General features: G+C 37.3%; 17 protein-coding genes and 1 pseudogene. 12 read left to right on the top strand and 6 right to left on the bottom strand.

Annotated features, from left to right (window positions below; genetic code table 11):
* Positions 1 to 94: 94 nt before the first annotated feature.
* Both D0S48_RS07955 and pruA read right to left on the bottom strand, forming a co-directional pair.
* Positions 95 to 733: an SGNH/GDSL hydrolase family protein gene (locus tag D0S48_RS07955; RefSeq protein WP_151111115.1), complete on the bottom strand. Its 639-nt coding sequence runs from the start codon at positions 731 to 733 to the stop codon at positions 95 to 97.
* Positions 734 to 1,078: 345 nt separating this feature from the next.
* Positions 1,079 to 2,623, bottom strand: coding sequence for an L-glutamate gamma-semialdehyde dehydrogenase (pruA, locus tag D0S48_RS07950; protein WP_151111113.1), 1,545 nt, complete (start codon positions 2,621 to 2,623; stop codon positions 1,079 to 1,081).
* Between the two features lie 233 nt (positions 2,624 to 2,856).
* Here pruA and D0S48_RS07945 point away from each other — a divergent pair, with 233 nt between their 5' ends.
* The gene (locus D0S48_RS07945) at positions 2,857 to 4,188 is read left to right on the top strand and encodes an AAA-type ATPase lid domain-containing protein (protein WP_151111111.1); all 1,332 of its coding nucleotides are present in this window, start codon (positions 2,857 to 2,859) and stop codon (positions 4,186 to 4,188) included.
* 104 nt (positions 4,189 to 4,292) lie between these two features.
* Here D0S48_RS07945 and D0S48_RS07940 read toward each other — a convergent pair whose 3' ends face one another.
* A complete protein-coding gene (locus tag D0S48_RS07940; protein ID WP_144537311.1) occupies positions 4,293 to 5,264 on the bottom strand; it encodes a proline dehydrogenase family protein in 972 nt (323 codons plus the stop codon).
* A 243-nt stretch (positions 5,265 to 5,507) separates the two neighbouring features.
* Between D0S48_RS07940 and D0S48_RS07935 the strand changes: the two genes are divergently transcribed.
* Positions 5,508 to 6,488: a proline racemase family protein gene (locus D0S48_RS07935; RefSeq protein ID WP_144537313.1), complete on the top strand. Its 981-nt coding sequence runs from the start codon at positions 5,508 to 5,510 to the stop codon at positions 6,486 to 6,488.
* Positions 6,489 to 6,540: 52 nt separating this feature from the next.
* Positions 6,541 to 7,890 carry a branched-chain amino acid transport system II carrier protein gene (brnQ, locus tag D0S48_RS07930; RefSeq protein WP_144537315.1) on the top strand — a complete coding sequence of 450 codons (1,350 nt, stop codon included), beginning with the start codon at positions 6,541 to 6,543 and terminating at the stop codon, positions 7,888 to 7,890.
* Between the two features lie 154 nt (positions 7,891 to 8,044).
* On the opposite strand, the gene D0S48_RS07925 is transcribed toward brnQ, so the two are convergent.
* The 3 genes and pseudogenes from D0S48_RS07925 to D0S48_RS21310 all read right to left on the bottom strand — a co-directional run.
* Entirely contained in the window at positions 8,045 to 8,761 is a 717-nt protein-coding gene (locus tag D0S48_RS07925; protein ID WP_144537317.1) for a YHYH domain-containing protein, read from the bottom strand.
* 156 nt (positions 8,762 to 8,917) lie between these two features.
* Positions 8,918 to 9,187: a response regulator transcription factor gene (locus D0S48_RS07920; RefSeq protein ID WP_151113753.1), complete on the bottom strand. Its 270-nt coding sequence runs from the start codon at positions 9,185 to 9,187 to the stop codon at positions 8,918 to 8,920.
* Between the two features lie 18 nt (positions 9,188 to 9,205).
* Positions 9,206 to 10,996: pseudogene (locus tag D0S48_RS21310) on the bottom strand (hypothetical protein); the annotation flags it as partial.
* A 797-nt stretch (positions 10,997 to 11,793) separates the two neighbouring features.
* Between D0S48_RS21310 and D0S48_RS07910 the strand changes: the two are divergent.
* The 9 genes from D0S48_RS07910 (at position 11,794) to D0S48_RS07870 (ending at position 24,116) form a co-directional block, all read left to right on the top strand.
* Positions 11,794 to 11,988 carry a hypothetical protein gene (locus tag D0S48_RS07910; RefSeq protein ID WP_191696576.1) on the top strand — a complete coding sequence of 65 codons (195 nt, stop codon included), beginning with the start codon at positions 11,794 to 11,796 and terminating at the stop codon, positions 11,986 to 11,988.
* Positions 11,989 to 12,294: 306 nt separating this feature from the next.
* Entirely contained in the window at positions 12,295 to 12,987 is a 693-nt protein-coding gene (locus D0S48_RS07905; RefSeq protein ID WP_225215878.1) for an ABC transporter ATP-binding protein, read from the top strand.
* Positions 12,984 to 14,309, top strand: coding sequence for an ABC transporter permease (locus tag D0S48_RS07900; protein ID WP_151111105.1), 1,326 nt, complete (start codon positions 12,984 to 12,986; stop codon positions 14,307 to 14,309). The genes D0S48_RS07905 and D0S48_RS07900 overlap by 4 nt, the downstream gene beginning before the upstream one ends.
* A 166-nt stretch (positions 14,310 to 14,475) precedes the next feature.
* Positions 14,476 to 15,519, top strand: coding sequence for a GDSL-type esterase/lipase family protein (locus tag D0S48_RS07895; RefSeq protein WP_191963890.1), 1,044 nt, complete (start codon positions 14,476 to 14,478; stop codon positions 15,517 to 15,519).
* A 202-nt stretch (positions 15,520 to 15,721) separates the two neighbouring features.
* On the top strand, positions 15,722 to 17,272 hold the full coding sequence (locus D0S48_RS07890; RefSeq protein WP_151111101.1) for a PucR family transcriptional regulator: 1,551 nt from the start codon (positions 15,722 to 15,724) through the stop codon (positions 17,270 to 17,272).
* A gap of 52 nt (positions 17,273 to 17,324) precedes the next feature.
* Entirely contained in the window at positions 17,325 to 18,557 is a 1,233-nt protein-coding gene (locus tag D0S48_RS07885) for a metal-dependent hydrolase family protein (protein WP_225321715.1), read from the top strand.
* A 21-nt stretch (positions 18,558 to 18,578) separates the two neighbouring features.
* Positions 18,579 to 19,718 (top strand): M24 family metallopeptidase, encoded by a 1,140-nt coding sequence (locus D0S48_RS07880; protein WP_340844209.1) that lies wholly within the window; start codon positions 18,579 to 18,581, stop codon positions 19,716 to 19,718.
* Positions 19,719 to 19,740: 22 nt separating this feature from the next.
* Entirely contained in the window at positions 19,741 to 21,141 is a 1,401-nt protein-coding gene (locus tag D0S48_RS07875) for a sodium:solute symporter family protein (protein WP_151111097.1), read from the top strand.
* Between the two features lie 383 nt (positions 21,142 to 21,524).
* Positions 21,525 to 24,116 carry a bifunctional 2',3'-cyclic-nucleotide 2'-phosphodiesterase/3'-nucleotidase gene (locus D0S48_RS07870; RefSeq protein WP_191696573.1) on the top strand — a complete coding sequence of 864 codons (2,592 nt, stop codon included), beginning with the start codon at positions 21,525 to 21,527 and terminating at the stop codon, positions 24,114 to 24,116.
* The last annotated feature ends 1 nt before the right edge of the window (position 24,117 follow it).

The raw sequence follows: 24,117 nt of genomic DNA, 5'->3' as shown, positions 1-24,117 counted from the left end.
TTACTACAATCAACACGAATTTTACGACAATCTACAATTATTTTACGACAATCGAATATCAAGAATAAAAAGCTCCCGAATCTGGGAGCTTTTTCTATAGTCCTTCTATAAAAGGAATCATTTTAAAGGCTAGTTTCTTATGACCAGCATCATTTAGATGAATACCATCGATCATATAACGCTCACGGTACCAAGTTAGCCATGGATATTGATTGGCTTGGTGATAAAGATTAAAGCAAGGGATTCCGTATTTTGCAGTTACTTCTAACTCAGCTCTCACCATTGCTTCCAGCTGAGGGTTAGTGGGCTGTCCCACATCGCGTCTAAACTGGGTGAATGTAGCGATGGTTGCGTTTGGGAACATATTGATAGCTGTGCTGATAGTGTGATCTAATGCACCATAAAAGGAAGAGACGGGATCAGTATCACCTAAAGTACCTAAAACAAAGGACTTCTCCGTTTCAGCATAATCATTACCGCCTCCTAAGAAGGTGATTAAATCTGCCTCTTTATCTACCTCATCTAATCTTAGGTAGAATGCCTCGTAACCAGCCTTCCAAGTATTGAACCACCCAGATCCACTTTTTCCTAAGTTTTGTACTTTTAACCCAAGATCTTCAGAGATGTAGCCGGAATATTTTATTTCACCGGCCCAATTGAGCTCCGTGTTACTGTCACCAATGACTGTCCAATTTTTATTGTTCCATCTGCTTGTGTACGAGTTTAGCTGCAACTACATATACCTCCCATCACTATTTATTACAAGCCGTTTCACCTTATTATTTACCTTTAATTATACAATTGTTCTCGGTAATTTAATTATTAAATTGAAAGTAGAAGTAGGGTTCTAAAAAACACATACATGGGATATTCTTCACATCGGTTATTAGTTAAATGCAGTGTAGAAATATAACAAGAGTATTGCAGGTGCCAGGCACCTGTAATACTCTTGTTATAAAATGGATTAGATATTGTATGTGTGGTAATTCTGTTATAATAAAGTAAGTTTTTGTGTATTTAAAAGGCCTGCAAGGTTGCAGGCCATAAAAAGAGTTTCTTCCTATTAAATATAGAAGTATTATAGAGCTTCGGAGGTAGTTTTTGCTTGCATATGAAGCTGTAAGTAGTCGGGACCACCGGCTTTAGAGTCTGTTCCAGACATATTAAAGCCTCCGAAAGGTTGGTAGCCTACGATAGCACCTGTACAACCGCGATTGAAGTATAGGTTTCCTACATGGAAGCGTTGGCGTGCATATTCAATGTTCGTTCGATTAGTAGAGATAACTGCACCTGTTAGACCGTACTCTGTAGCGTTAGCAATCTTTATTGCTTCTTCGAAGTTAGCTGCTTTCGTAATGGCAACAACTGGTCCGAAGATTTCTTCCTTCATGATTCGTGCATCAACCGAAACGTCTGCAAATACTGTTGGATGTACGAAGTAACCTTCTGATTGGTCAGAGGTACCACCAGCAATTAGGCGTCCTTCTTGCTTTCCGATTTCAATATAGTCTGTAATTTTGTTAAAAGCAGCCTCGTCAATAACTGGGCCTGTATAGTTTGTTGGATCCAGTGGACTTCCAACATGTAACGCCTTTGTTTTTTCTTCGACTCGTTTCACGATTTCGTCGTATACATCTTCGACTATAACTGCTCGAGAACAAGCGGAGCATTTTTGACCACTAAAACCAAAAGCTGATTTGACAATAGAGTCAGCTGCTAATTCTAGATCTGCTTCCTTGTCTACGACAATGGTATCTTTTCCGCCCATTTCAGCAATGATGCGCTTAATCCAAATTTGACCTTCATTTACAACAGATGCTCGTTGGTTGATACGAAGACCCACGTCACGTGATCCAGTGAAGCTAATAAAGCGAGTATGTGGGTGATCGACTAGATAATCCCCGACCTCTGCACCAGATCCTGGAATGAAGTTCACTACACCTGCAGGAAGTCCTGCCTCTTCTAACACTTCTACAAATTTGTACGCTATAACAGGGGTAGTAGAGGCAGGTTTTAATAGAACTGTGTTACCAGTTACAACAGCTGCCACTGTAGTGCCAGCCATAATTGCAAATGGGAAATTCCAAGGGGAGATAATAACGCCCACACCTAACGGAATATAATCATAGCGATTTCTTTCACCGGGACGGCTTTCTACTGGTTGTCCGTCCTTGATAGTTAACATCTGACGTCCATAATATTCTAAAAAGTCGATTGCTTCAGCAGTATCAGCATCTGCTTCATTCCATGGTTTCCCGGCTTCATAGGTTAACCAAGCAGAAAATTCATGCTTGCGACGACGAATGATTGCTGCAGCTTTGAATAAAATATCTGCACGAACCTCTGCAGATATGTATTGCCACTCCTGAAAGGTTGAGTAAGCAGACTTCATTGCTTTTTCAGCTAATTCTTGAGTTGCCTTTGAAACAGATCCGATTAGCTCAGATTTCTTGGCTGGATTATATGAATTTATCTTTTGTTCGGTAGTTATTCTTTCACCATTTATAACTAAAGGATAATGATTTCCTAATTGATTTTTCACAAGCTCTAGAGCTGCTTTATATGCTTCAGTGTTTGTATTGACTGTAAAATCTGTGAATGGTTCATGTTTATAAGAAATCAATTTTATCCCCCTAAGTGAAAAGGTGCAAAATCATTTTGCACTTTTGCGAAAAGTATATATATAATAATGCAATAACATTTGGCATATTTCAACTACTAAATTTAGAAAACTTTAATAAATTTCGAACAGTTGTAGTTTTTGGTCACTTAACTACTATATTTTGTTTATATACTGTCTAATTTTCATCCATATTTGCTTTATCCATATCTAAGAGTAAAGGAGCTGTGAATCCAGTGGAGCATAAACACCTACTTCAAATATATGAATTCATCACAGAGATGAGTGATAACGGAATTCGTGCAATCGATATACAAGGCAGACCTGTTGTCTACAATCAAAAAATGAAAGAGCTGGAGGGACTAACTAACGAAGAAGCGGAGAAGCGTATCGCCAAAGAGATTATTCAGTTTGGAATGGAAGAGAGCATCCTACAACAAGTTCTTCAAAATGGACAGTCCATCAAAAATCAGAAGAAGACCTTTTGGAATGAAAAGGGACAAGAAATCACTACCATTCGTAATATCTTACCGATAGAGAATGATGGTCATATTTTAGGAGTAGTAGAGTTTGCGAGAGATATTTCAGCACAAGAATTTATGATGTATCAGCCGCTTCGTAGATATGGACAGCCACTCATGTTTGAAACGATTACTGCAGTTTCGGAGGTAATGAGAAATGTTATTTCAACAGCAAAGGTGGCGGCAGCTAATCGAATCCCTGTTATGCTAATCGGTGAATCGGGTACAGGGAAAGATATGATTGCAGAGGGAATCCATCATGCATTATCTGAACCAAACTCCCAGTTCATTACGCTGATTTGTAGAAGAGATGAGGCAACTGTCATAGCCCAGCTTGAAAAGTATGTAACTGAGCTATCTAATATTACTTTTTTTGCCGAGCGAATTGAATATTTATCAATGGATGCTCAAGAAAAAATTGTGAAGATGCTTAAACAACATGAGAAAAAGAATCATGTTTTTATTGCGAGTATTGGTGATGATCCAATTGAACTTATCAATACTGGTAAGCTCTCTAAGAGGCTATATTATTTCTTTTCTACCATCACGATACAGATTCCATCACTTCGTGAACGAAAGGAGGATATTATGCCATTTGTGGTCGATTACCTTTCTAGACTTCGGCAAAATGTTGGTTGTATTGTGAAGGGACTTGAAGCAGACGTTGAACAAATCTTTTTATCTTACGACTGGCCTGGAAATCTAAAGGAGCTGGAGGTGCTACTCGACGAGATTGCCTCCCTCATTACTACAGAAGAATATATAACGAAGGATATGTTACCGATTTATTTTCGTTGGAAGACACAGGAGATTAATCCGAAAGACCAGCATACAGATACCGATTTATTTATCGTTCAATCGGAAAAGGATCTCCGACCACTCGACCAATATATTCGAGAAGTTGAAGATTATTATATTTTAAATGCGTTGAGCTTCTTCAAGGGCAATGTATCCCAGACTGCTAAAGCGCTAGGGATAAAGCGTCAAAGTTTGCAATATCGCATGAAGAGGATGAAAGCAGTGGAAGAAAAAGAATATAGTGAATAAAAAAACTGGACCACCTGTAAAGAGGAGGTCCAGTTTTTTTAGGATAAGAGAATATACTAATACCCATCTGATTGCTGATGTAGAAATAGATGCTTGTACTTCTCTTATTTGCGTTTTGTTAAACGTCCAGCTAGGAATGCAGCAGCAGCTAATCCAATTACTGTGTTTGTTTTTTTAGTGAAGACCTGCTTGGTCACAAGGGTTAAATTTTGTGGGCGTTCAGCTAGACGGCGCATGAAGTAACCATACCAATCACGACCAAAAGGAACATAAGTACAGAAATTATATCCTTCTTTTGCTAGCTGTAGCTGCATGTCCTTACGGAAGCCGTATAGCATTTGGAACTCAAATTTATCATTAGAAATGTTATTAGCTTTTACAAATTGCTTTACATGATCAATAACGTTATGGTCATGTGTTGCAATCGATGTAAATTTGCCATTTAGTAAATGATACTCAATCAATTCAATAAACTTTTGGTCAATTTCCGCTTTGTCCTGATATGCGATGTTAGCAGGCTCTTTATAAGCACCTTTAACAATTCTTAAACGATAGTTTTTATATTTTTCAATATTTTCATCAGACTCGTGGAAGTATGCTTGAATTACAGTTCCCACGTTTTTATGCTCTTCGTTCAACTCCTCCATCAATTCAAAAGAAGGATGTAAACGGTCATAGTTTTCCATATCGAAGTTAACAAAAATATTGTATTCGTCAGCAAGAGCGACAATCTCTTTTAAATTTTGATAGCAGAAATCACGCTCAATATCTAAGCCCAGTTGAGAAGGCTTTAGAGAGATATGCGCATCCACTCCGTTTTCGTGAATTGCTTTAATCACTTCGAGAATTTGCTCCTTAGCCGCAGTAGCCTCAGATTTTTCATATACGAACTCGCCTAGGTTGTCAACCGTGCAAGAGATTCCTTGTTTGTTTAACTCTTTAATACTTTCGATTGTTTCTTGAATGTTAGTTCCCGCAACAACGCTTTGGGCTCCCATTTTTAAACCATATTTTTGAGCTGCACTATTTAGTGTGCGGTTTTCTGATAAAGCGATAAAAAAGTCACGTAATGCCATCTAAAACCTCTCCCTTATTTTGGTGAAATAATTTCCAGAGCATTATATCACAGAAATTAAAAAAACAATAAATTTCTCTTATTTATTTTTAGAATATTTGTTGATTAAGCCGCTGACCTACAGGCTTTGTTATATATAAATAATTATTTTATAAGAAATATATGAATTCATTATACTTTTCAAAAGATATAAAATAATATATGTTTTTAATTATGTAAAAAAATTTTGTAAAGGAGGAATAGTATGGAACAGTATATTTTAAGTATTGAAACAATCGATACACATACTATGGGAGAAGCTACACGTATAGTTATCAACGGTTTTCCAAAGATTATTGGGAAAACGATGATGGAAAAAAAGGAATATGTTAAGGAAAACTATGACCATATTCGCAAGTTGTTGATGAATGAACCAAGGGGACATAAGGATATGTTTGGTTCCATTTTGACAGAGCCGACAAACGAGAAATGTGATATTGGAATAATTTTTATGGATAGTGGATCATACTTAAATATGTGCGGCCATGGAACTATTGGCACGGTAACGATGTGCTTAACTAAAGGTATTATTCCCAAAAAAGAACTTATATATGTGGATACTCCATCAGGAATAATAGAATGCAGAGTGAGCTTCAATGGAGAAAGAGTGGAAAGCGTAGAATTTACGAATGTGCCTGCATTTATTCTACATAAAGGCTTGTCCATAGACTTAAAAGAAATTGGAAATGTATCAGTGGACATAGCATTCGGAGGAAGTTTTTTCGGAATAATAAATTCCTCTGATTTAGGGGTCAAAATTGATTTGTCTGATAAACATAGAATAATAGAGCTGGCTACAGAGGCTAGAGATTATATTAATAAAAATATAAACATTGAGCACCCGACTATTCCCAATATCCGAACAGTGGATCTAATCGAAATTACTGACAAGATTAGTGACAACCACTATAAAAACGTAGTTGTTTTTGGAGATGGACAAATCGACCGTTCTCCTTGTGGAACGGGAACCTGTGCAAAAATGGCAGCATTGAATTTAGAGACTGGTGCATCTATTATTCAAGAAAGTATTATAGGTTCTACATTTGAAGGAAAAGTTTTAGGGAAAACAAAGGTTGCAGAAATGGAAGCTATTATTCCAGCAATTAAGGGGTCTGCTTGGATCACTGGCGAGCACAAATTTATCCTACAAGACGCAGATATTTATGCGGAAGGTTTCGCTATATAATTATATTAAAATATCTTTTGTTTAAAAGTTTTTAAAAAAAGGGAGAAAATAAATGGAAAAAAAATTATCGTTTTTTCAAATTGTAGCCATTGGGTTTATGTTATTCGCCATGTTCTTGGGAGCTGGTAATGTAATTTTTGCTCCAGTTCTAGGGCAACAAGCAGGTACAAATACGCCGATTGCTATGGCAGGTTTCTTGGTAACAGGGGTAGGGTTAGTTTTGTTGGCAATTATTGCACTTACAAAGGGTGGAGGCACTGTAGAAAAACTTGCAAGTCGTGTCTCTCCTAAATTTGCTATTGTTTTCTCGGTGTTATTATTCCTAACTTTAGGGCCAATATACGTTATTCCAAGAACTACGTCAGTTGTCTATGAGATTGCTATAAAACAGCTGATCGCCGACAGTAGTCAAATTGGTTTGTTTTTACTTATCTTTTCTATTATTTTTATCGCTTTAACGGTTTACCTATCATGGGAAACTACTAAATTTGTTGATAGATTAGGGAAGTTGATCACACCTGTTTTTGCAACTCTTTTAGTGATCATTGTTGCAAAATCTATTTTTACTCCAATGGGTTCTGTATACGGACCGATAGAAGGAAAGGGCTACGAAACTGCTAGCGATGCATTTCTGAAGGGTTTTACTCAAGGTTACTTTACTATGGATGTGCTAGCTGCATTTGTGTTTGGTGGAATTTTCATTAAATCGATTGATGCTTTGGGAATTCGTTCAAAAAAAGAAGTATCCAAAGTATTCATTAAGGCAGGCCTCATCACTGTGGTGGGACTAGTTCTTCTGCAGGTGTCTATGTCATGGATAGGTGCAACTAGTGTGGATGCTGTTGGTTATACAACAAATGGTGGAGAACTGATTGCGCTTGCTTCTAAGGCGTTATTTGGACAAATCGGTATTTATTTAATTGGAATAGTTATTTTCTTAACAGGTATTACAACAAATGTAGCATGTTTAGCTGCTGTTGCAGAATACTTCGAACGCATTATTCCGAAAGTTTCCTATAAAAAATGGTTAATAATCTTCTCACTTGGAAGCTTGATCATCACAAACTTTGGATTAACAAAAATATTAACAATGGCTTCTCCAATATTAATGTTACTCTATCCAATTGCCATTGCGTTAATAATACTTATTTTTACAGATAGCTGGTTCAAGGGATCACGTTCGGTTTATGTAGGTACTATTATCGGAGTTGGTATGGTAGCAATTACAGATGCGCTTAAAGAAGCAAACATTGCTGTGGAAGCGCTTAATAACGTATTTGGTTTTATTCCTTTATTTACAAGTGGAGCTGGCTGGATCGTGACAGGACTTATCGGTGCGGTGATCGGTTACTTCTTTAAAAAGGAAAAGGAAGAAGAGACAGGGGAATTGCAGGAAGTATAGAAATTTTGACATAACGTGATGGCGATGAGATTTGATTTGCAAATCGACATAGAGCGAATAACGGAAAAAAGACTTCAACAATATATTAAAAGATTATAAAAATGTCCCTGAAAGATTTACTCTTCGCAGGGACATTTTTTTGTTAAAAACGATGCTAGTTAGTTATATTAAACTTTTTAAGCATTGCTTCGCGTGTACTTTTACCATATACGCGATAAATCATTGTATTAGTTTTTTGTGTTTGCTTTTGAAATGCTACATATGCTTGTTTTGTTTTCTCGCCGTTTGAATCAAGTTTATTGAGTGATTGATAATCTTGAAATTGATTTAATAGTTTTTCTCCAGAGTTAATAGCATCGATATATGCCTGAGTTCTTAGGTAAATCTCTGTTACTTTCTTCAGTCTCTCTTCTAAATCATTATATAAAGTAACGTTTGAATTAGCTCTTGCAGCCGTGATAGCATTTTTAGTATTGTTGTAAAGCTTCATATCAATTTGACTAATTGGGTTATTAGAATATTTTGTTGCTCTATAATCGTAAGAAGTTTCCCATTTAAGTGACCCAGCGTAGCTTTCTGCTTGTTTTATTAGTGCCTCAGCTTCTGTGTAAGGATCGATGGATACTATATTCTTTTGGCTACTTGCAGTATTACTTGTATTGCTTTTAGTAGTCTTGTTAGTCGCTGGCTTCTTGGTCGTGCCTCCATTATGGTAATGATACTCTCCATAATCTAATCCCCATTTTCCACAATTTGTCCGACAAGTGTGTCCACCGTTTGAATCTGTTCGCCCAGGGTGTGCCATAGCAGGTGTGGTCAGCCCTACTAACAATAAAGTGAAGGTTAATAATGATACAACTAGTTTTTTCATAGTTTCTCTCTCCTTTTTATGTAAAACAAGTGTTAATTTTACCATAAAAAATACAAAAAGAAATATAAAAAAGTAAATTAAAGGTAAAAATAGAGACGAAAGAGGTGAGTAATATTTGCTATAGAAAAATTAGCGTTGCGTGACAAATATAAATAGTTACTTCAGTAATATCGCCTTTGCTCTAGAAGTGACACCAAGCTTACTATAAATAGTAGTCAAGTATACACGAACGGTTCTTTCTGTTAGAAAAAGCTTTTTTGCAATTTCGCGATTGGTTGTACCATCTACAAGCAGATTAAAAACTTCCATTTCTCGTGGTGTGAGTAAATCTAATAAATTATCCGCTTCCCTTGAATTTTCTATTAGAAGTTCTACGTAGCTCAACGGCACTGAATTCCAAGATATTTTTTTATTCTTTTGGCGCATTTTCAAATAAGCTTTTAACAGATTTAAACTGGCTTCTTCATCTAAAAAAGTTCGGACATACCCATAAGCTGAGCCATGGCTCAATGCTTCATGCAATGCTTTTACAGCACTGTCTTTATGCCCCATCTGCATTTCACATATTGCCTCTAACATAGTAGCTTCTATAATAGTAGATACTTGCTCTTCCTGTAATGCTTTCGTTTTTACCTGTATTATTGTCTTTAGAGCCTCTTCTAACTTTGCTTTTGCTAATAAAAAGCGAACATGCGCGAGTAACTAAAAAGGTTGTTTCGACTCCGCTTTTCTCAACTCGACTTCCGTGCGTAACATATCTCCTTCAAGTAGATAACATCGTGCTTTCATCGTGCGCAATATATTCAACCAATGCTTCTCACTTACCAAATCCATCACATTATCTATTAATGCATGAGCTGCTATATAGTTTTTATTTAGGACGTAAATCTGAGCTTTTAATACATACATTGGTATAAATAATCCTGAATCTTGTAGGCTGTGGCCATATTTTATAGCCACTTCTAATTCGGATTGAGCTGCATCTAGATAGTTTTTTTCATACATTGTTTCTGCGGAAACCCCGTAGCTAAAAGCGGTCATACTTTTATCTTTGAATTCTGTTTCTCGAAATAACTTGGTGAATGGAATGGATTGCTCCCAAGACCAAAATTTACCCTTAGATCCAATGCTCGTGCGCAAGATCTTATGTTCAAATAAGTTATATTGCATTGGAATATGGTCCCATCTAGAACCAACAATTCCTTTTTCTAATTGTTTTTGAATTATTTCTGTCGCTTGTTCAATATCCTTACCCATTCCAATAAGACCATACGCTTTCACTGTAACAAAAATATCTGCTATTCCTCTATTTTTCTCTTGGTACATCCATTGGCCTATACGTTGTTTTTCATCCAACTCATAAATAAGTAGACCAGCCTCTACTATTTCAAGTGTAGATATTAATGTGATTATATACATAACGAGTATTTCAAAATTAGCGTCGTAATGATTACTACGTAAAATTTTTACCCACCGTGCAAAGGTAGCGGTTTGCCCAGTCTGAAATATATCTACAAGATGTTCTGTTATCCATGATTCAGCAAGTTCATATTCTCGTTCTTCTACAACTATTTCAATTGCATCAATAAAATCATCTTTGTTATGCAGTATTTTTGCAGTTTCTAAAATTATCGAAGAAACGATTTCCTTAGAATAACGATGTCTTAGTTCAATTTGTAAAGCTTCGGCAAATAAATGATGATATCGAAACAATGGTTGGTTAGAATTTAAGCGGACAGTAAATAGGCCCTTTTTTTCAAGCTCTATTAGCACTGTATAACTATCCGTTCGATTCGTTAGGATATTACAAATTTCTGGCTCTAAAGATTGTAACAAAGAGGTACGAAGAAGAAAGTCCTGTATTGATGAAGGGAGCGTATTCAGAATCTCCTGCAATAAAAAATCAGTTATAGAGGGCTGCAAATGATCAGTTCTATCAACTATTAAAGCATTTTTTGAGGAGGTGATTTTCGAAATACTTGTTAATTGGATTCCGGCCGCCCAGCCTTCAGTTGTATTTAACACATGAGAAAGTAATTTATCTTCCTTGTAAAAGAGGTTTTTATTTTCATAAAACTGTTTTATTTCTTCGAAGGTAAAACATAGCTGCTGCGTATTGATCTCCCAAAGCCAAGATTTAACCCGCCATTTGGCGATAGGAAGGGGTAGGTTAATGCGAGTAGTTAGATAAATATGAACGTTGTCAGGTAAGTTTTCAATTAATTGAACGAGCATTTGATGAACAACATCATTTCCAATTAAATGATAGTCTTCCAATACGATACATATTCTGTGTTTGATTTGACTCATTTCGTTTAAAAATAAGTCAATTAAAAATTCTAAAGTAGAAGGATCCTGCGATTGGAGCAAAGAGGAAAGCATATTATACATATTGCTTTGAGTGATATTAGATGTTGTATGAATGACATATTTCCAAAAGCGAATTGGATCATTATCCGAGGTATTTAAGGAAATCCATGCAACAGGTTCGTTTGAATAACTAAACCATTGGCTTAATAAAGTTGTTTTACCATAGCCTGCTGGAGCTTGAACAACGGTGATTCTTTTTGCTTGATTGTTGCGAAGTAATTCATATAACCGTTCTCTCTCAACAGCTTCAGCCATAGCTCTAGGCACCGTTGTTTTAGAACTCAACCAAACCATTTGCATTCTCTTACCTCCATGAAATTATTTTTTTGCAAAACATAAGGATAAATCACTAGTTCGTATAGCTATTATACTATTAATATATGTCTTTTTCTTCTAAAAATTCAAAAATATTAACATTCCTCAATGTTTAAATGATCTCGACTATTTTAGACTTTAATGGTATTTGTTTATGGCAGAGCATCAACAGATGAGCAAAGAATTTTAAAGAGAGGGGAGAAATATTGAATAAACTCTGGCCATTTATTAAAGGCAACTACGTTAATAAGTAACCGAAGCGTGTTAATGCAGGTAAGTAGAAAAAATGGTACGTATCAGGAGGGATTTTTTTAAAAAACAATGTATTTAAAACGACAACTGGGGTAGTGGCAAGTTCCATAATGGCATTTTCCCCGACTGCCTATGGAAAAACTATTTCTGTGGGTCAATCTATAACTAATGTGAAAAATGATATGAACAAGGCAGCGAGCCAATATGTTTTTCCGGCACTTGAAGGTAAATTATCTCCAAGCGATACATATCTTTCTGAACGAAAAAATAGTTTACATCCTAAGCTGTGACTATAACTAAAAAGAGGTTATGCAAATTTATATGTTTGCATAACCTCTTTATTTTTTTACCTACAGAGCGAAAAAAATTTTATTTATTTTAATAGCTGAGTAAAACTAAACAAATTATTATTCTGGATTGTTTATATCCATATAAATTAGACTGAGGGTTTAGGGAGAGATAAAACCTAAAGAAAGCTGCTCTTGAACAGTCAAAATCTCATATACACTTTTTTTATTATGGGAGTATAGAGTCATTTTCTCAATTAAATAAAGGATTTCGACTAGGTTTGTCGAATCTTGGGAGGGGGATTGAGGATGCTTATGGGTGTAAGAAATGAGGGATGCAAGATGATTGAACTACGTGATGTGCAAAAGAAATATCGATCAGGAACTAAGCAGTTGGAAATATTGCGTGGGATGAACCTCCGAGTAGAGCAAGGAGAATATGTGGCTATTATGGGGAAGTCGGGCTCAGGCAAGAGTACAATGCTCAATCTATTAGGGACATTAGATTTATTAGATAAAGGAATATATGAACTAGCTGGAAAATCTGTACATAAAATGGGAAAGGCTCGTCGTGCAAGACTTAGAAACGAGGAGATTGGATTTGTGTTTCAGCATTTTCAGCTAATCCCAAACTTGTCAGTTTATCAAAATGTGTTACTTCCCTTAACATATGGGAAGAAAAGATTTAAAAGGAAGAAAGCAAGAGTTCTTGCAATGCTAGAAGAAATGGGCATCCTGGATAAGAAAAACCAAAAGCCTGACCAATTATCTGGTGGTGAAAAGCAACGGGTTGCTATTGCAAGAGCTTTGGTCAATGAACCATCGCTTATACTTGCAGATGAGCCGACAGGGAGCTTAGATGAAGAAACAACCGAAAGCATTTTAAAGCTGTTTGACCGTGTGCATGAAAAAGGTGCGACTCTTATTGTTATTACACATGACATGGAAGTGGCTTCTCGTGCTCAACGTGTTTTACAGTTGCAGAACGGGGTGCTCGTATGAAACTACTTACTTCGTTTAAACTAGCCTGCTTTGGTTTATGGTCTAATCGCTTTCGAGTATTGTCGGCCATGATGGGCGTGGTCATTGGTATGTTTGCTGTTATTGTTTTAACTGCGATTGCCATCGGGGTCAAAGATACATTGATGAAGCAGATGGGTAGTCTTGGGGCAGAGCAGATTCTCGTAATGCCAGGACGGCTTCTAGACACCACAACTGGTGAGAAGGATTTACTTAGCGGATTGACTAGCGTGCCTAGCACACTTACATATGAGGATGCCGAAGCGGTGGCAGAGGCCGAAGAAGTTAAAACTGTTACACCTATTTTAGAAACTATTAATGTGGTGAAGTATGGAGAAAAAAGTGCTCAGTCTTCAATGGTCGGGACAACTGATCAATTCTTGCGCGTTCAGCATGCAGAGCTGTCGGAAGGTCGTTTCTTTACACAAGAGGAGCAGGATGCAAAGGCAAGGGTAATCGTGCTGGGTAACAACATACATAAGACTCTTCTTGATAAGGAAGTGTCTACCACGGAAGGAGAGACTCCGGAGGATACCAAAGTGGAGCCAGAGCCCTGGTGGAAGCGATTAATGAACAAGATTCTAGGAGAGAGCGCCTCTGCAGAGGAACTTTCTACGTTGGTTGGTCAAACCATCACGATAAACGAAGAAACGTATGAGGTTATAGGTGTATTGTCGCCAAACGCCACTCTTGGCTCTAGTACTGACAATAATGTCGTTATTCCTATTCAAACTGCTCTTGAAACTACCGATATGAAAAATTTAACCAAAATTATTGTAGAAGCATCTAGTGTGGGAGCGGTTGATCGAGTGGATAGTGCGGTGTTTGGTGCAATTAAGACCAATCATTCAGAAATAGACTTCAGCGTCGTAAAGCAGGAGCAAATGCTTGGAGCATTAGGGAAGGTAACTACTATTTTACAGGTTATGCTGTTTGGTATCACTGCAACTGCATTGGTAATTAGTGGGACTGGTATTATGAATGTAATGGTTATGTCTGTTAGAGAAAGAACAAAGGAAATCGGTATTAGAAAGGCGCTCGGTGCAACTACCTTTGAAATTTTGATGCAGTTCTTCTTTGAGACCTTGTTGCTTTGTATCTTAGGAGGAGCGGTAGGGATCGGCCTCGGCTATGTGTTCATAGAATTTTGGAACAATAACGTGGAGATTTTCGCATTGGTGTTACCGCTTTGGGCAGTAAAACTTGCACTGTATACTTCTTTTGGAATTGGAAGCTTGTTCGGAATTTATCCTGCCTTAAAAGCTGCACGTATGAATCCTAGTGAAGCTTTGAGATATGAATAATTTTAAGTAATATTTAAGCAGTCGAGTTTTTTCTCGGCTGCTTTTTATCATTTTTTAATTTTAAAGGATTTAAAAGCAAATATAGGGAAATAAATAAGGTATAGAGCTTTTAATATATATGTAGGGAAGATTGCTTTAGAGAGTTCTAATGAAGGGAGTTTTGGGAATGAAGCAAAAAATGATGGTTGTGATGGCTTTATTATTGTTGGTGTTTAGTATCAACATGCCTGCTGCCTATGCGAACAATGCAAAGATAGATTACGTAGCTCTGGGAGATTCGATTGCAAGTGGTCATACTCCTTACGGGGAAAAGGTCGGTCGAGGCTTTACAGATATGATTGCAGAGAGGCTTGAGAAGGAAGGGAAGTTAGGTTCATTTACTAAAGAGTTTGCTACATCTGGCGAAACAACTAATGGACTTTTAGATAAATTGAAGCGAAAAGACGTTCAGCAGTCTCTAAAGGATGCTGAGCTTGTTACCATTGTCAGTGGAGCGAATGATTTTATAAAAGCCTTTTATGATCCAAAAGACGAGAGTGTGGATGTAGATTTAGCGGCTGCAACATTGTTATTGAACCAGGTTTCAGAAAATTTAACTTCTGCGGTAAAACAGGTAAAGGCAATAAACCCAAATGCGGAGATTTACTTGTTTGGCTATTATTTTCCATTCCCTTATTTAAAGGATCCAGCAACGAAGCAGCAGATGCAAATGGCCTTCACTATTGTGAACAATCGAATAGCTGCTATTGCAGAACGTGAAGGTGTCCATTTTGTCAATGTAGCCCCCGCCTTTGATATTAAGGGTACTGACTATTTGGAGAATCCAAAGGATATTCATCCTAATGAGGCAGGCTATCAAGTGATTGCAGATCAATTTTTCTTAAATACTTTACCAGAGCTACCAATTGGCTGGGGCAAAGTGATGGAAAAAAATATTCCGGTAGCTTCTAACAAGAAGTGGACAATTACGTTGAGCCAAGAAATCGACCCAACAAGCTTGGACCAATCGATTTTCGTGACGAAAGACGGAGCAAAGGGAATTTCAGTTGAGAAATCTGTTTCTAAAGCAAACGGAATGCAAATAGAGGTATACGCCCCTAAAGAAGGATATTCCCCAGGTGCATACGAGCTAATGATCACCAATGACCTGAAGGGGAAAAGCGGCACTGCGTTAACTGAAAGTGTTTTAGTCAAGTTTGTAGTGAAATAAGCAGGATATATCAAAAAGCGTTTTCCATCCTTATTAATAGGTGGGAAACGCTTTTTCATTGCCCATTTGTGCAATTTTTTATGTAACAAGTGGATTACAGGTGCCAGGCACCCGTAATCTATCTGTAATTATATTTTCTTAACTTTCTGCTAATATAGTATTTAAGTATATTAATAGTCGTGTGAATGGGGTGAGTGATTTGATGTCTATTGAGCGATTGGCTCTGAGGTTAGAAAAGTATGGCATTCGTTTAGTTAGTGGTTGGCAGGGGGAACAAAGAGAAATAGATTATATAAATATACAGGAGCTGCCGCTTAGAAGTGAGCGGGTTCATCCAGGTGGGTTCATTTTGACAACGTTTGCTGCTTTTAAAGATGAGTATGAAATTTTATCTCATGTAGAATGGTTAATCACTCGAAAGATTTCCGCACTAGGGATCCATGAAGCTGGCTGGGCGGTTATTCCAGATAGCTTGTTGCAGCTTTCTAATACGAACGGTCTGCCTATATTCACAATCCCAGTGGATTTATCCTATAAAGAGGTTTTTAAGGAGTTTAATGAATTGCTGTTAGGTGAAAATGATGCTCTTCGTGTACGAATTGAGGAGATGAACCTTCAATTACTAGAAGCAGTTGCCAGGGATAAGGGAGTCAGTTATATTATTGCTACATTAGGTAAATATCTTTCCTCTCCCATTGTATTTCTAGATCAAAGCTTAAGTATTGTTTCCATTTGGACTAACAATAATTTTAATCGTCAGGAATTTAGTCTACTTGTAAAATCTGTTTTAGAGAGAGAAAGAGACGCTCTATACAGAGAAAAATACTTGGAGGTCGGGAGCGCCTTGACGGAGTCCTTTTCTTTGCAGCATGATTTAGTGTTTTTCGTCCTTCCTATTATGGAAAAAATCGAAAAGCATGGATATTTGATCATAGGTAATAACGGGGTAGAAGAGTTAATAATCAATTCAGCTATTCAATATGGAAAGACGGCCTTGTTGCTTGATGCAGTAAAGAAAAAGTCTTTAGAGCGTTTTTTAAAGAATCAAGAGATACAGTTGTTAGAAGCGGTTTTTGAGAGCAGGAACAGTTTACCTAATCGTACCTCCAATCTATCCTCTTCTCTAAAAAAAATGTCCCAGATTTATGTGTTTCATTTTGAAAATGAAGACCTAATCAATTATGGATTTACTGTGATTTACGATAAATTGGATGGAAGAAATTCAGACAAGATTATTTGGATTTATCAACAAGAGGTAATTTGTATTGCCTCCACCCCTATAGAAATACATAACCTACAGGAAATATTGTCTTCTCTACAAGGCACCTATTGTGGTGTCAGTGAGTATATGACTAGTAAAGTAGAAAAAGATCTCCTTCTAAAATATAAGCAAGCGAAGCATTGTATAAAGCTAAGTGAACAAATGAACGTAAAGCTTATACTCTTTCAGGATATAGGAGTAGACAGGTTTTTGTTTATAATAAAAGAAGAAGATTCTATGCAGGAGGCAGCGAAAGAGTTGCTCCAGCCCTTGTTAGATTTTGATAAACGTAACCAGGCAGACTTAACCAAAACTTTGGAGGTTTATTTGAAGCATTTCTTTAGCCTTAAAAAAAGCGCAGAGGAATTATTTATTCATCGTAATACCGTAAGCTATCGAATGGAAAAAATCCAAGAGCTTTATCCGGGAATTATTTTTGAAAATCAAAATGAATATTTGCTTTTTTCTATTGCATTGCGCTTAATCAAATAGCTTATTGTCCAGAGACTATAAAACAGTCTCTTTTTTTTGTGCTCTAGATACAATGAAAAAGATTTTAGAAAAATCTAAAATTTCTATTAACAAACAGAAAGAAGGGATGAAGATGCAGACCATCTTATATAACTGTTCATTAATTAATGGACTGGATGAAGAAATTATAGAAAATGCTTATTTAATTATAGAAGATAAGAAAATTAAAGAAATTGGGACTGGAGAGATAGAAAAAGTCGAGTCAGCAAATTTAGTGGATATAAAAGGTCAATATGTTATGCCAGGACTGATTGATTGTCATGTACATCTAGTATGGGATGGAAGTGAGGACCCTCAAAAGAAAATACAGCATTTAGATGAGTCCACTATTGCATTGGAGGCTTACTCCCATGCACTCCTAACTTTAAAGGAGGGTATTACTACCGTTCGCGATGTTGCCTCTCCAAAGAAAAGTGTATTAAATCTTCGAGATGTTATTAATAGTGGGGATTTGATTGGACCAACCATTATTGCTTCAGGACCAGCTATTTGTATGACTGGGGGCCATGTTCATTATTTAGGAAAAGAAGCAGATGGACCAGACGATGTTCGGAGGGCAACTCGTCAGGTGATGAAGGAGGGAGCGGATCTTATCAAGCTGATGGCGACGGGTGGAATTTATACGTTTGGTGAAGAGCCAGGATCTCCACAGCTAAATGTGGACGAGCTGAAAGCAGCAGTTGAGGAAGCACATAAGAAGAATAAGAAAGTGGCTGCCCATGCAGAGGGTCTAGAAGGTATCCATAACTGTATTGAAGCAGGCGTGGATACAATAGAGCATGCTATTTATGCAGATGAAAGTGCACTTCAGAAAATGAAGGAAAATGGAACTTATTTAGTGCCTACGATGATAGTGATGAAAAGATTGGCAACAGATGAAAACATACCAGAATGGGCTTTAGAAAAGGCAAGGCATGTAGTGCAGCCTCATGCGGAAATGCTCGAAAAAGCAGTAAAGCTTGGTGTGAAAATTGCTACGGGAACTGATTGTGGTTCACCGGTAACTCCGCCTAATTATTATTTTGATGAATTACAGATTATGGAGGACGCAGGTATGAGCCGAATGGAGGTCATACATGCATCTACTCAAATAGCTGCTGAGTGCTTAGGATTGGAGGACAGGGGAGTCTTAAAAGAGGGCATGTTTGCAGATTTATTAATTGTAGAGAGTAATCCATTAGATAGTATATTAGCTTTAAAAGATTCTAAAAGAGTTATGAAAAACGGTCTTTTTATTAATAACTAGGTAGAAAAAAGAAAGGGGTTTATGAATGTGAATTTAGAAAAGAGGATATATCAATTGCGAGAGGTGATGGCTAAGAAAGAGGTAACTCTTTCGGTCATTATGAATTTTGAAAATCAATATTATTTTAGTGGGTTTAAAGCCATTACTTATTCTCGACCAATTGTTTTATTTGTAGGTGAACAGAACACAAATCTAGTCGTGCCATCATTGGAAGAAAATCACGCAAAAGATAAATCAATAGCGGATCAACTACTAGTCTATTATGAAACGCCTTTACATCAAACTCAGGCAAATTCTTATGTAGAGCTTTTTGAAGAAGTAATATCAACTTATCCTGAAAGTTCTAGAGTGGGGGTAGAGTTTAGTGCCTTGCCTTTTGAATTAGCAAGAAGATTACGTGATAAGGGATATGAGTTAGTTAGCTTAGATGAAGAAATAGTACAGATGCGAGCTATAAAAGAGGAGGAAGAAATAGAACAAATTATCGAATCCGGTAAATTGGTAAGCCTTTCATTGACGGCATCTCTAGCTCATGCAGCTCCAAATATAACGGAAATGGAGTTAGATCAATTTGGAAATACAGCACTATTTTTAGAGGTCGCTAAGAATCATCCAAACTCTACATTAGATTATTTTGTTATGTCTCCATCCGGTATTGAGAGAACTAATATGCCACATGTGTTTTCTAATACTAGAGCTCTAGGTACTAACGATATTATTATTCACAGTCGACAGGTTGGAGTCAATGGCTACAGAGCCGAATGTGAACGTACTTTTTTTGTTGGGAAACCAACAATTGAGCAGGAGGAAGCGTTCAAGCTGTCACAAGAGGCGCAGCAGGCTGCGCTGGATTTTATACGAGTAGGGGTGACTGCAGCGGAGGTAAATGAAGTTGCATTGAATGTATTTAAAGATGCGAATGTGGAGCAGTATGTCAGACATCGCACAGGACATGGAATCGGGATAGGACTTCATGAAGAGCCATCGTTAAAATATTCAAATGATCTTGTCCTACAAGAGAACATGGTATTTTGCGTAGAGCCGGGGCTTTATATTCCAGGAATTGGAGGTTTCCGCCACTCCGATACTGTCATTTTGACCAAGCAGGGAACTCAGTTAGTCACTCATTATCCAAGTAAGCTGGAAGATTTAATTCTTTAACTAATTTAGGGGAGGGAATAAAATGAGTATTTATTTAATCGCAGTTGTAATTTATTTAGCTGTAATGGCCTTGATGGGGGTATATTTTAGTAGAAATTCGATTGATACAAGTCAGGACTTTATGGCAGCTGGACGATCACTCCCCTTATGGGTTATGACTGGAACTCTGCTAGCTACCTTTGTTGGCTCTGGGACAGTGGTCGGTGGGGCAAGCTTCATATATCAGTACGGTCCATGGGCCGCAATTTTCAATTTATCAGGTGGGATATTCGGCATTATTGTTCTTTATTTTATCGCAGGAAGGGTTCGCAAAGGGGAAGCATATACGGTTCCAGAAATTATTGAGAAACGGTTTGGAAGTCAAGCCCGACTTGTTGCGAGTATATTAATACTTCTTGCATATGTGGGAATTACCGCTTATCAGTTCACTGGTGGTGCGTATGTACTGCAAATTACGACTGGGTTACCGATTGAGACAGGTGCGATTATTATCGCGGTGCTTGTTATTTTCTTGACGGTGAGCGGTGGGTTATTCTCTGTTGCCTATACAGATGCTTTAAGTGCTCTATTAATAGTTTTTGGATTTTTAATAGGTTTACCTTTCGTGTTGAACGGAGTAGGGGGACTGGCGGGATTATCTTTAAATCTTCCAGAACAGGCCAAGCAATGGAATGGAGGGCTTAGTCCACTACAATTGTTAGGGTATTTCCTGCCCCTGTTCCTGCTTATTTTAGGGGATCAGAATATGTATCAGCGTTTTGCTGCGGCAAAGGATGAGAAAACGGCGAAAAATTCAACAATTGGTTTTTTCTTAGGTAGTGTACTTGTCATTGGGTTAACTATTACATTTGCCACTGCGGCTATTGTAATGTTTCCGAATATCACACCAGATACAGCTGTGTTGAATATGGCTATTAATGGATTACCTTTAGAAATAGGATTAGTTGTGCTCTGTGCGTGCGTTGCCTTTATCATAACCACAGGAACATCTTACCTACTCTCTGCTTCAGGGAATATTGTGTATGACTTATATAAGCGCTATAGCAAAAAAGAGATTTCCGATAAAAAACTATTAAAAATGAATCGTTATGTAGTTGTAGCATTAGGGGTTGTTGCGTATGTGCTTGCTATGTACTTCCCCTCTGTGTTAGCTATTCAAATGTACTCGTATACAATGTACGGCGCATCCGTCACACCTGCACTGCTTGCCACCATCCTATGGAAGCGAGCAACTACAACTGGAGTGTTAAGTTCGATGGTGGTTGGTGGTGTAAGTACAATCGTCTGGGAGGTTGTCTTAAACAAACCATTTGAGCTAAACAGCGTCTTATTTGCCTTACCAATGGCTGTAATCACATTAGTAGTCGTGAGTCTATTAACTCAACCAAAAGAAAACATGTCAGGTATCTTAGCTAAAAACTAACCTATATTGTTTCAAAAGTATTACGGGTGCCTGGCACCTGAAATATATTAGAATACTAATATATTTGGAAATCCTGTCCCTGTTTGGAGGGATGGAGGGTTTATCGAACAATATCAACTTTAAATATTATAGAAAAATTATTACGGGTGCCTGGCACCTGTAATAATTTATACATACTTTGGAAATAGATAGTTTTTTATGTATTTTTACCCATAATATAAATCTTTTAAGTGTAAATAGTTTGATTTTACGATATTTTTACATTTATTGCATTGTTTTGATTAGAGTATTTGATTATCTTTAGATAGTAGCCCAACTGTTCGTTATTTATGAATAGAATGATAGGCTGGGGGATTTTAAAAATCAGAAATAGGGGTGGAAATGTGAATAGGAAATCTTTAAAAAAATCGGTAGTCTCGGTTGTGCTTGCAACGTCTTTATTTGCTTCTGCAAATGTAACTTTTGCTAGCAGTTCGACTCAACAGATCGTCGATCAAGCTCGTATGGACATGAAAAATGCAGCGTATGCTTATGTGGTGCCTGCCCAAAAGGGGAAAATTGTTACTAGTAAAGAATTATACCCTGCTTTAAACAAGGCGAAGGCAAGTTATGCAAAAGCGAAGGCTGCAATTTCAAAATCCAATGCTAAAAACAAAGCTACTATGTTAAAAGATTTGGATGCTTTGTATTATGAAAAAGTAACAAAAGGAATTGTTCCTTATATTGATGCTTACAACTATGCGGACAAGTACTTAAATCCAATTATGAAAGACATTGAAAAGGCTGAAGCAGCTCGTGATTGGTCAAAGGCAGAGAAATCTTATCATCAATTATCTGCTCAACTGAAATCACGTACAGCTATTCTTTACCGTTTTACTGGTAAGTCAGCTCGTGATCTTTTGTTAGAACAATATAAAGATCCGGCAAATGCTAAGCGTGATGAGTTAAAAATACCTGTCACTATATATATGAAGGTTCTAGAAGCTGAGAAAGCTTTAGCAGCTGGTAAAACAGAAGAAGCTAAAAAAGCTATACTTTCTATTTATCCTTTAATTGATATGCTGCCTCAATCTAACTCTTTACCAATGATTAAAGATTTGATTGACCGAGCTTATGACAATAAATTTGGTGTTGATAAAGAAGCTGCGACAGGGACATTTTCCCTACGTATCCTAGGTACTTCTGATATTCATACAAATATTGTAAACTATGACTACTATAAAGACACAGCTTCAAATAGTTTAGGTCTTGCTAAAACTGCCACATTAATTAAAAAAGCACGCACAGAAAATAGTAATTCATTGTTATTCGACAATGGTGATTCTATTCAAGGAACTCCGCTAGGATCTTATAAATCTTCAGTTGACAAGCTAAAGGATGGAGAAGAGCATCCATCTATTACAGCTATGGAGCTTTTAGACTATGATGGAGCTACTTTCGGTAACCACGAATTTAACTACGGCCTTGATTTCTTAGATGAAGTTTTAGATGATGCAGACTTCCCTTATGTAAATGCAAATGTTCGTGACGCAGCTACTGGTAAATTAGCATACACACCTTACGTATTAATCGATAAAGAAGTGGTTGATGCGAAGGGGAATAAAGCAACAGTAAAGGTCGGGGTAACTGGTATTGTACCTCCACAAATCCTGAAATGGGATAAATCACATTTAACAGGAAAAGTAACAGTAGATGATTCTGTGCAAGCTGTGGAAAAAGTTGTTCCAGATATGAAAAAAGCTGGAGCAGATGTAGTAGTAGTTCTTTCTCACTCAGGTATGGGAGACGCTACTCATGAGGTTGGTGAGGAAGATGTAACCTACTTATTGACTAAAGTAGATGGCGTTGATGCGATTATCACTGGTCACGCTCATCAAGTATTCCCTGGAAAAGTAGATGCTTCTTTAACTAATGTGGATATTGCAAAAGGAACTATGAACGGTGTTCCAGTAGTAATGCCAGGTAAATTCGGAAGCCATTTAGGTGTAATTGATTTGACATTGGAAAAAGACGGACAAGGCTGGAAGGTTGCTTCATCTAAAGCTGAGGTTCGTACGATTGCAAAGGATGCATCTGATGTAGACCAAACAATCGTGAATGCAGTAAAGGAGGCTCATGAAGGGACTATTTCTTATGTGCGCCAAGCTGTTGGAACTACAACGGCAGATATTCATAGCTACTTCTCACAGGTGCAAGATGACCCATCCATACAAATCGTAACCAATGCACAAACCGAATATGTAAAAGCAAAGCTTAAAGGTACGGCAAATGAAAAACTTCCGGTTCTTTCTGCTGGAGCTCCGTTTAAAGCTGGAACAAGAAGCGACCCTGAATATTACACTTATGTACCTACAGGTGAGTTAGCAATTAAAAACGTTGCAGACCTATATTTGTATGACAATACAATCTCTACTGTAAAGGTTACAGGAGCTGATGTGAAAGAATGGTTAGAAATGTCTGCAGGACAATTCAATCAAATCGATGCAACTAAAAAAGATGAGCAACAGCTTATTAACACAGATTTCCGCTCATATAATTATGACGTGATTGATGGAGTAACATATGAAATTGATGTAACACAACCAGCTAAATATGATCCAGACGGTAACTTGGTGAATAAGGATGCTTCACGTATCGTTAACCTTCAATTCGATGGCAAGCCTATTGATTTGAAGCAGCAATTTATCGTAGCAACAAATAACTACCGTGCGAACGGAACATTCCCGGGTGTGCGTAATGCGACAGAAACAGAAGTATACCCAGATGAAAACCGTCAAGCAATTATAGACTTCATCCTAGAGAAGAAAACAATTGACCCTTCTGCAGATGGAAACTGGAAATTTGCAACACTTCCATCAACTGCAAAAATCATATTCGAATCTTCTAAAAACGCAGCGAAGGTACTTCCTGCTGACGGAAGCATTCAATATATTGGTGAAGGTACTGACGGATTTGGTAAGTACTCTATCAAATAAA

Origin of the sequence: Psychrobacillus sp. AK 1817 (assembly GCF_008807035.1) — a bacterium.
GTDB lineage: Bacteria > Bacillota > Bacilli > Bacillales_A > Planococcaceae > Psychrobacillus > Psychrobacillus faecigallinarum.
This window is presented reverse-complemented; position numbering and strand designations above follow the sequence as displayed.

Coding starts and splice junctions, on each gene's coding strand:
- D0S48_RS07940 (WP_144537311.1), bottom strand. CDS start 5,264: ATGGCATTACGTGACTTTTTTATCGCTTTATCAGAAAACCGCACACTA.
- D0S48_RS07935 (WP_144537313.1), top strand. CDS start 5,508: ATGGAACAGTATATTTTAAGTATTGAAACAATCGATACACATACTATG.
- brnQ (WP_144537315.1), top strand. CDS start 6,541: ATGGAAAAAAAATTATCGTTTTTTCAAATTGTAGCCATTGGGTTTATG.
- D0S48_RS07925 (WP_144537317.1), bottom strand. CDS start 8,761: ATGAAAAAACTAGTTGTATCATTATTAACCTTCACTTTATTGTTAGTA.
- D0S48_RS07920 (WP_151113753.1), bottom strand. CDS start 9,187: ATGCGCCAAAAGAATAAAAAAATATCTTGGAATTCAGTGCCGTTGAGC.
- D0S48_RS07905 (WP_225215878.1), top strand. CDS start 12,295: ATGCTTATGGGTGTAAGAAATGAGGGATGCAAGATGATTGAACTACGT.
- D0S48_RS07900 (WP_151111105.1), top strand. CDS start 12,984: ATGAAACTACTTACTTCGTTTAAACTAGCCTGCTTTGGTTTATGGTCT.
- D0S48_RS07895 (WP_191963890.1), top strand. CDS start 14,476: ATGAAGCAAAAAATGATGGTTGTGATGGCTTTATTATTGTTGGTGTTT.
- D0S48_RS07890 (WP_151111101.1), top strand. CDS start 15,722: ATGTCTATTGAGCGATTGGCTCTGAGGTTAGAAAAGTATGGCATTCGT.
- D0S48_RS07885 (WP_225321715.1), top strand. CDS start 17,325: ATGAAAAAGATTTTAGAAAAATCTAAAATTTCTATTAACAAACAGAAA.
- D0S48_RS07880 (WP_340844209.1), top strand. CDS start 18,579: ATGAATGTGAATTTAGAAAAGAGGATATATCAATTGCGAGAGGTGATG.
- D0S48_RS07875 (WP_151111097.1), top strand. CDS start 19,741: ATGAGTATTTATTTAATCGCAGTTGTAATTTATTTAGCTGTAATGGCC.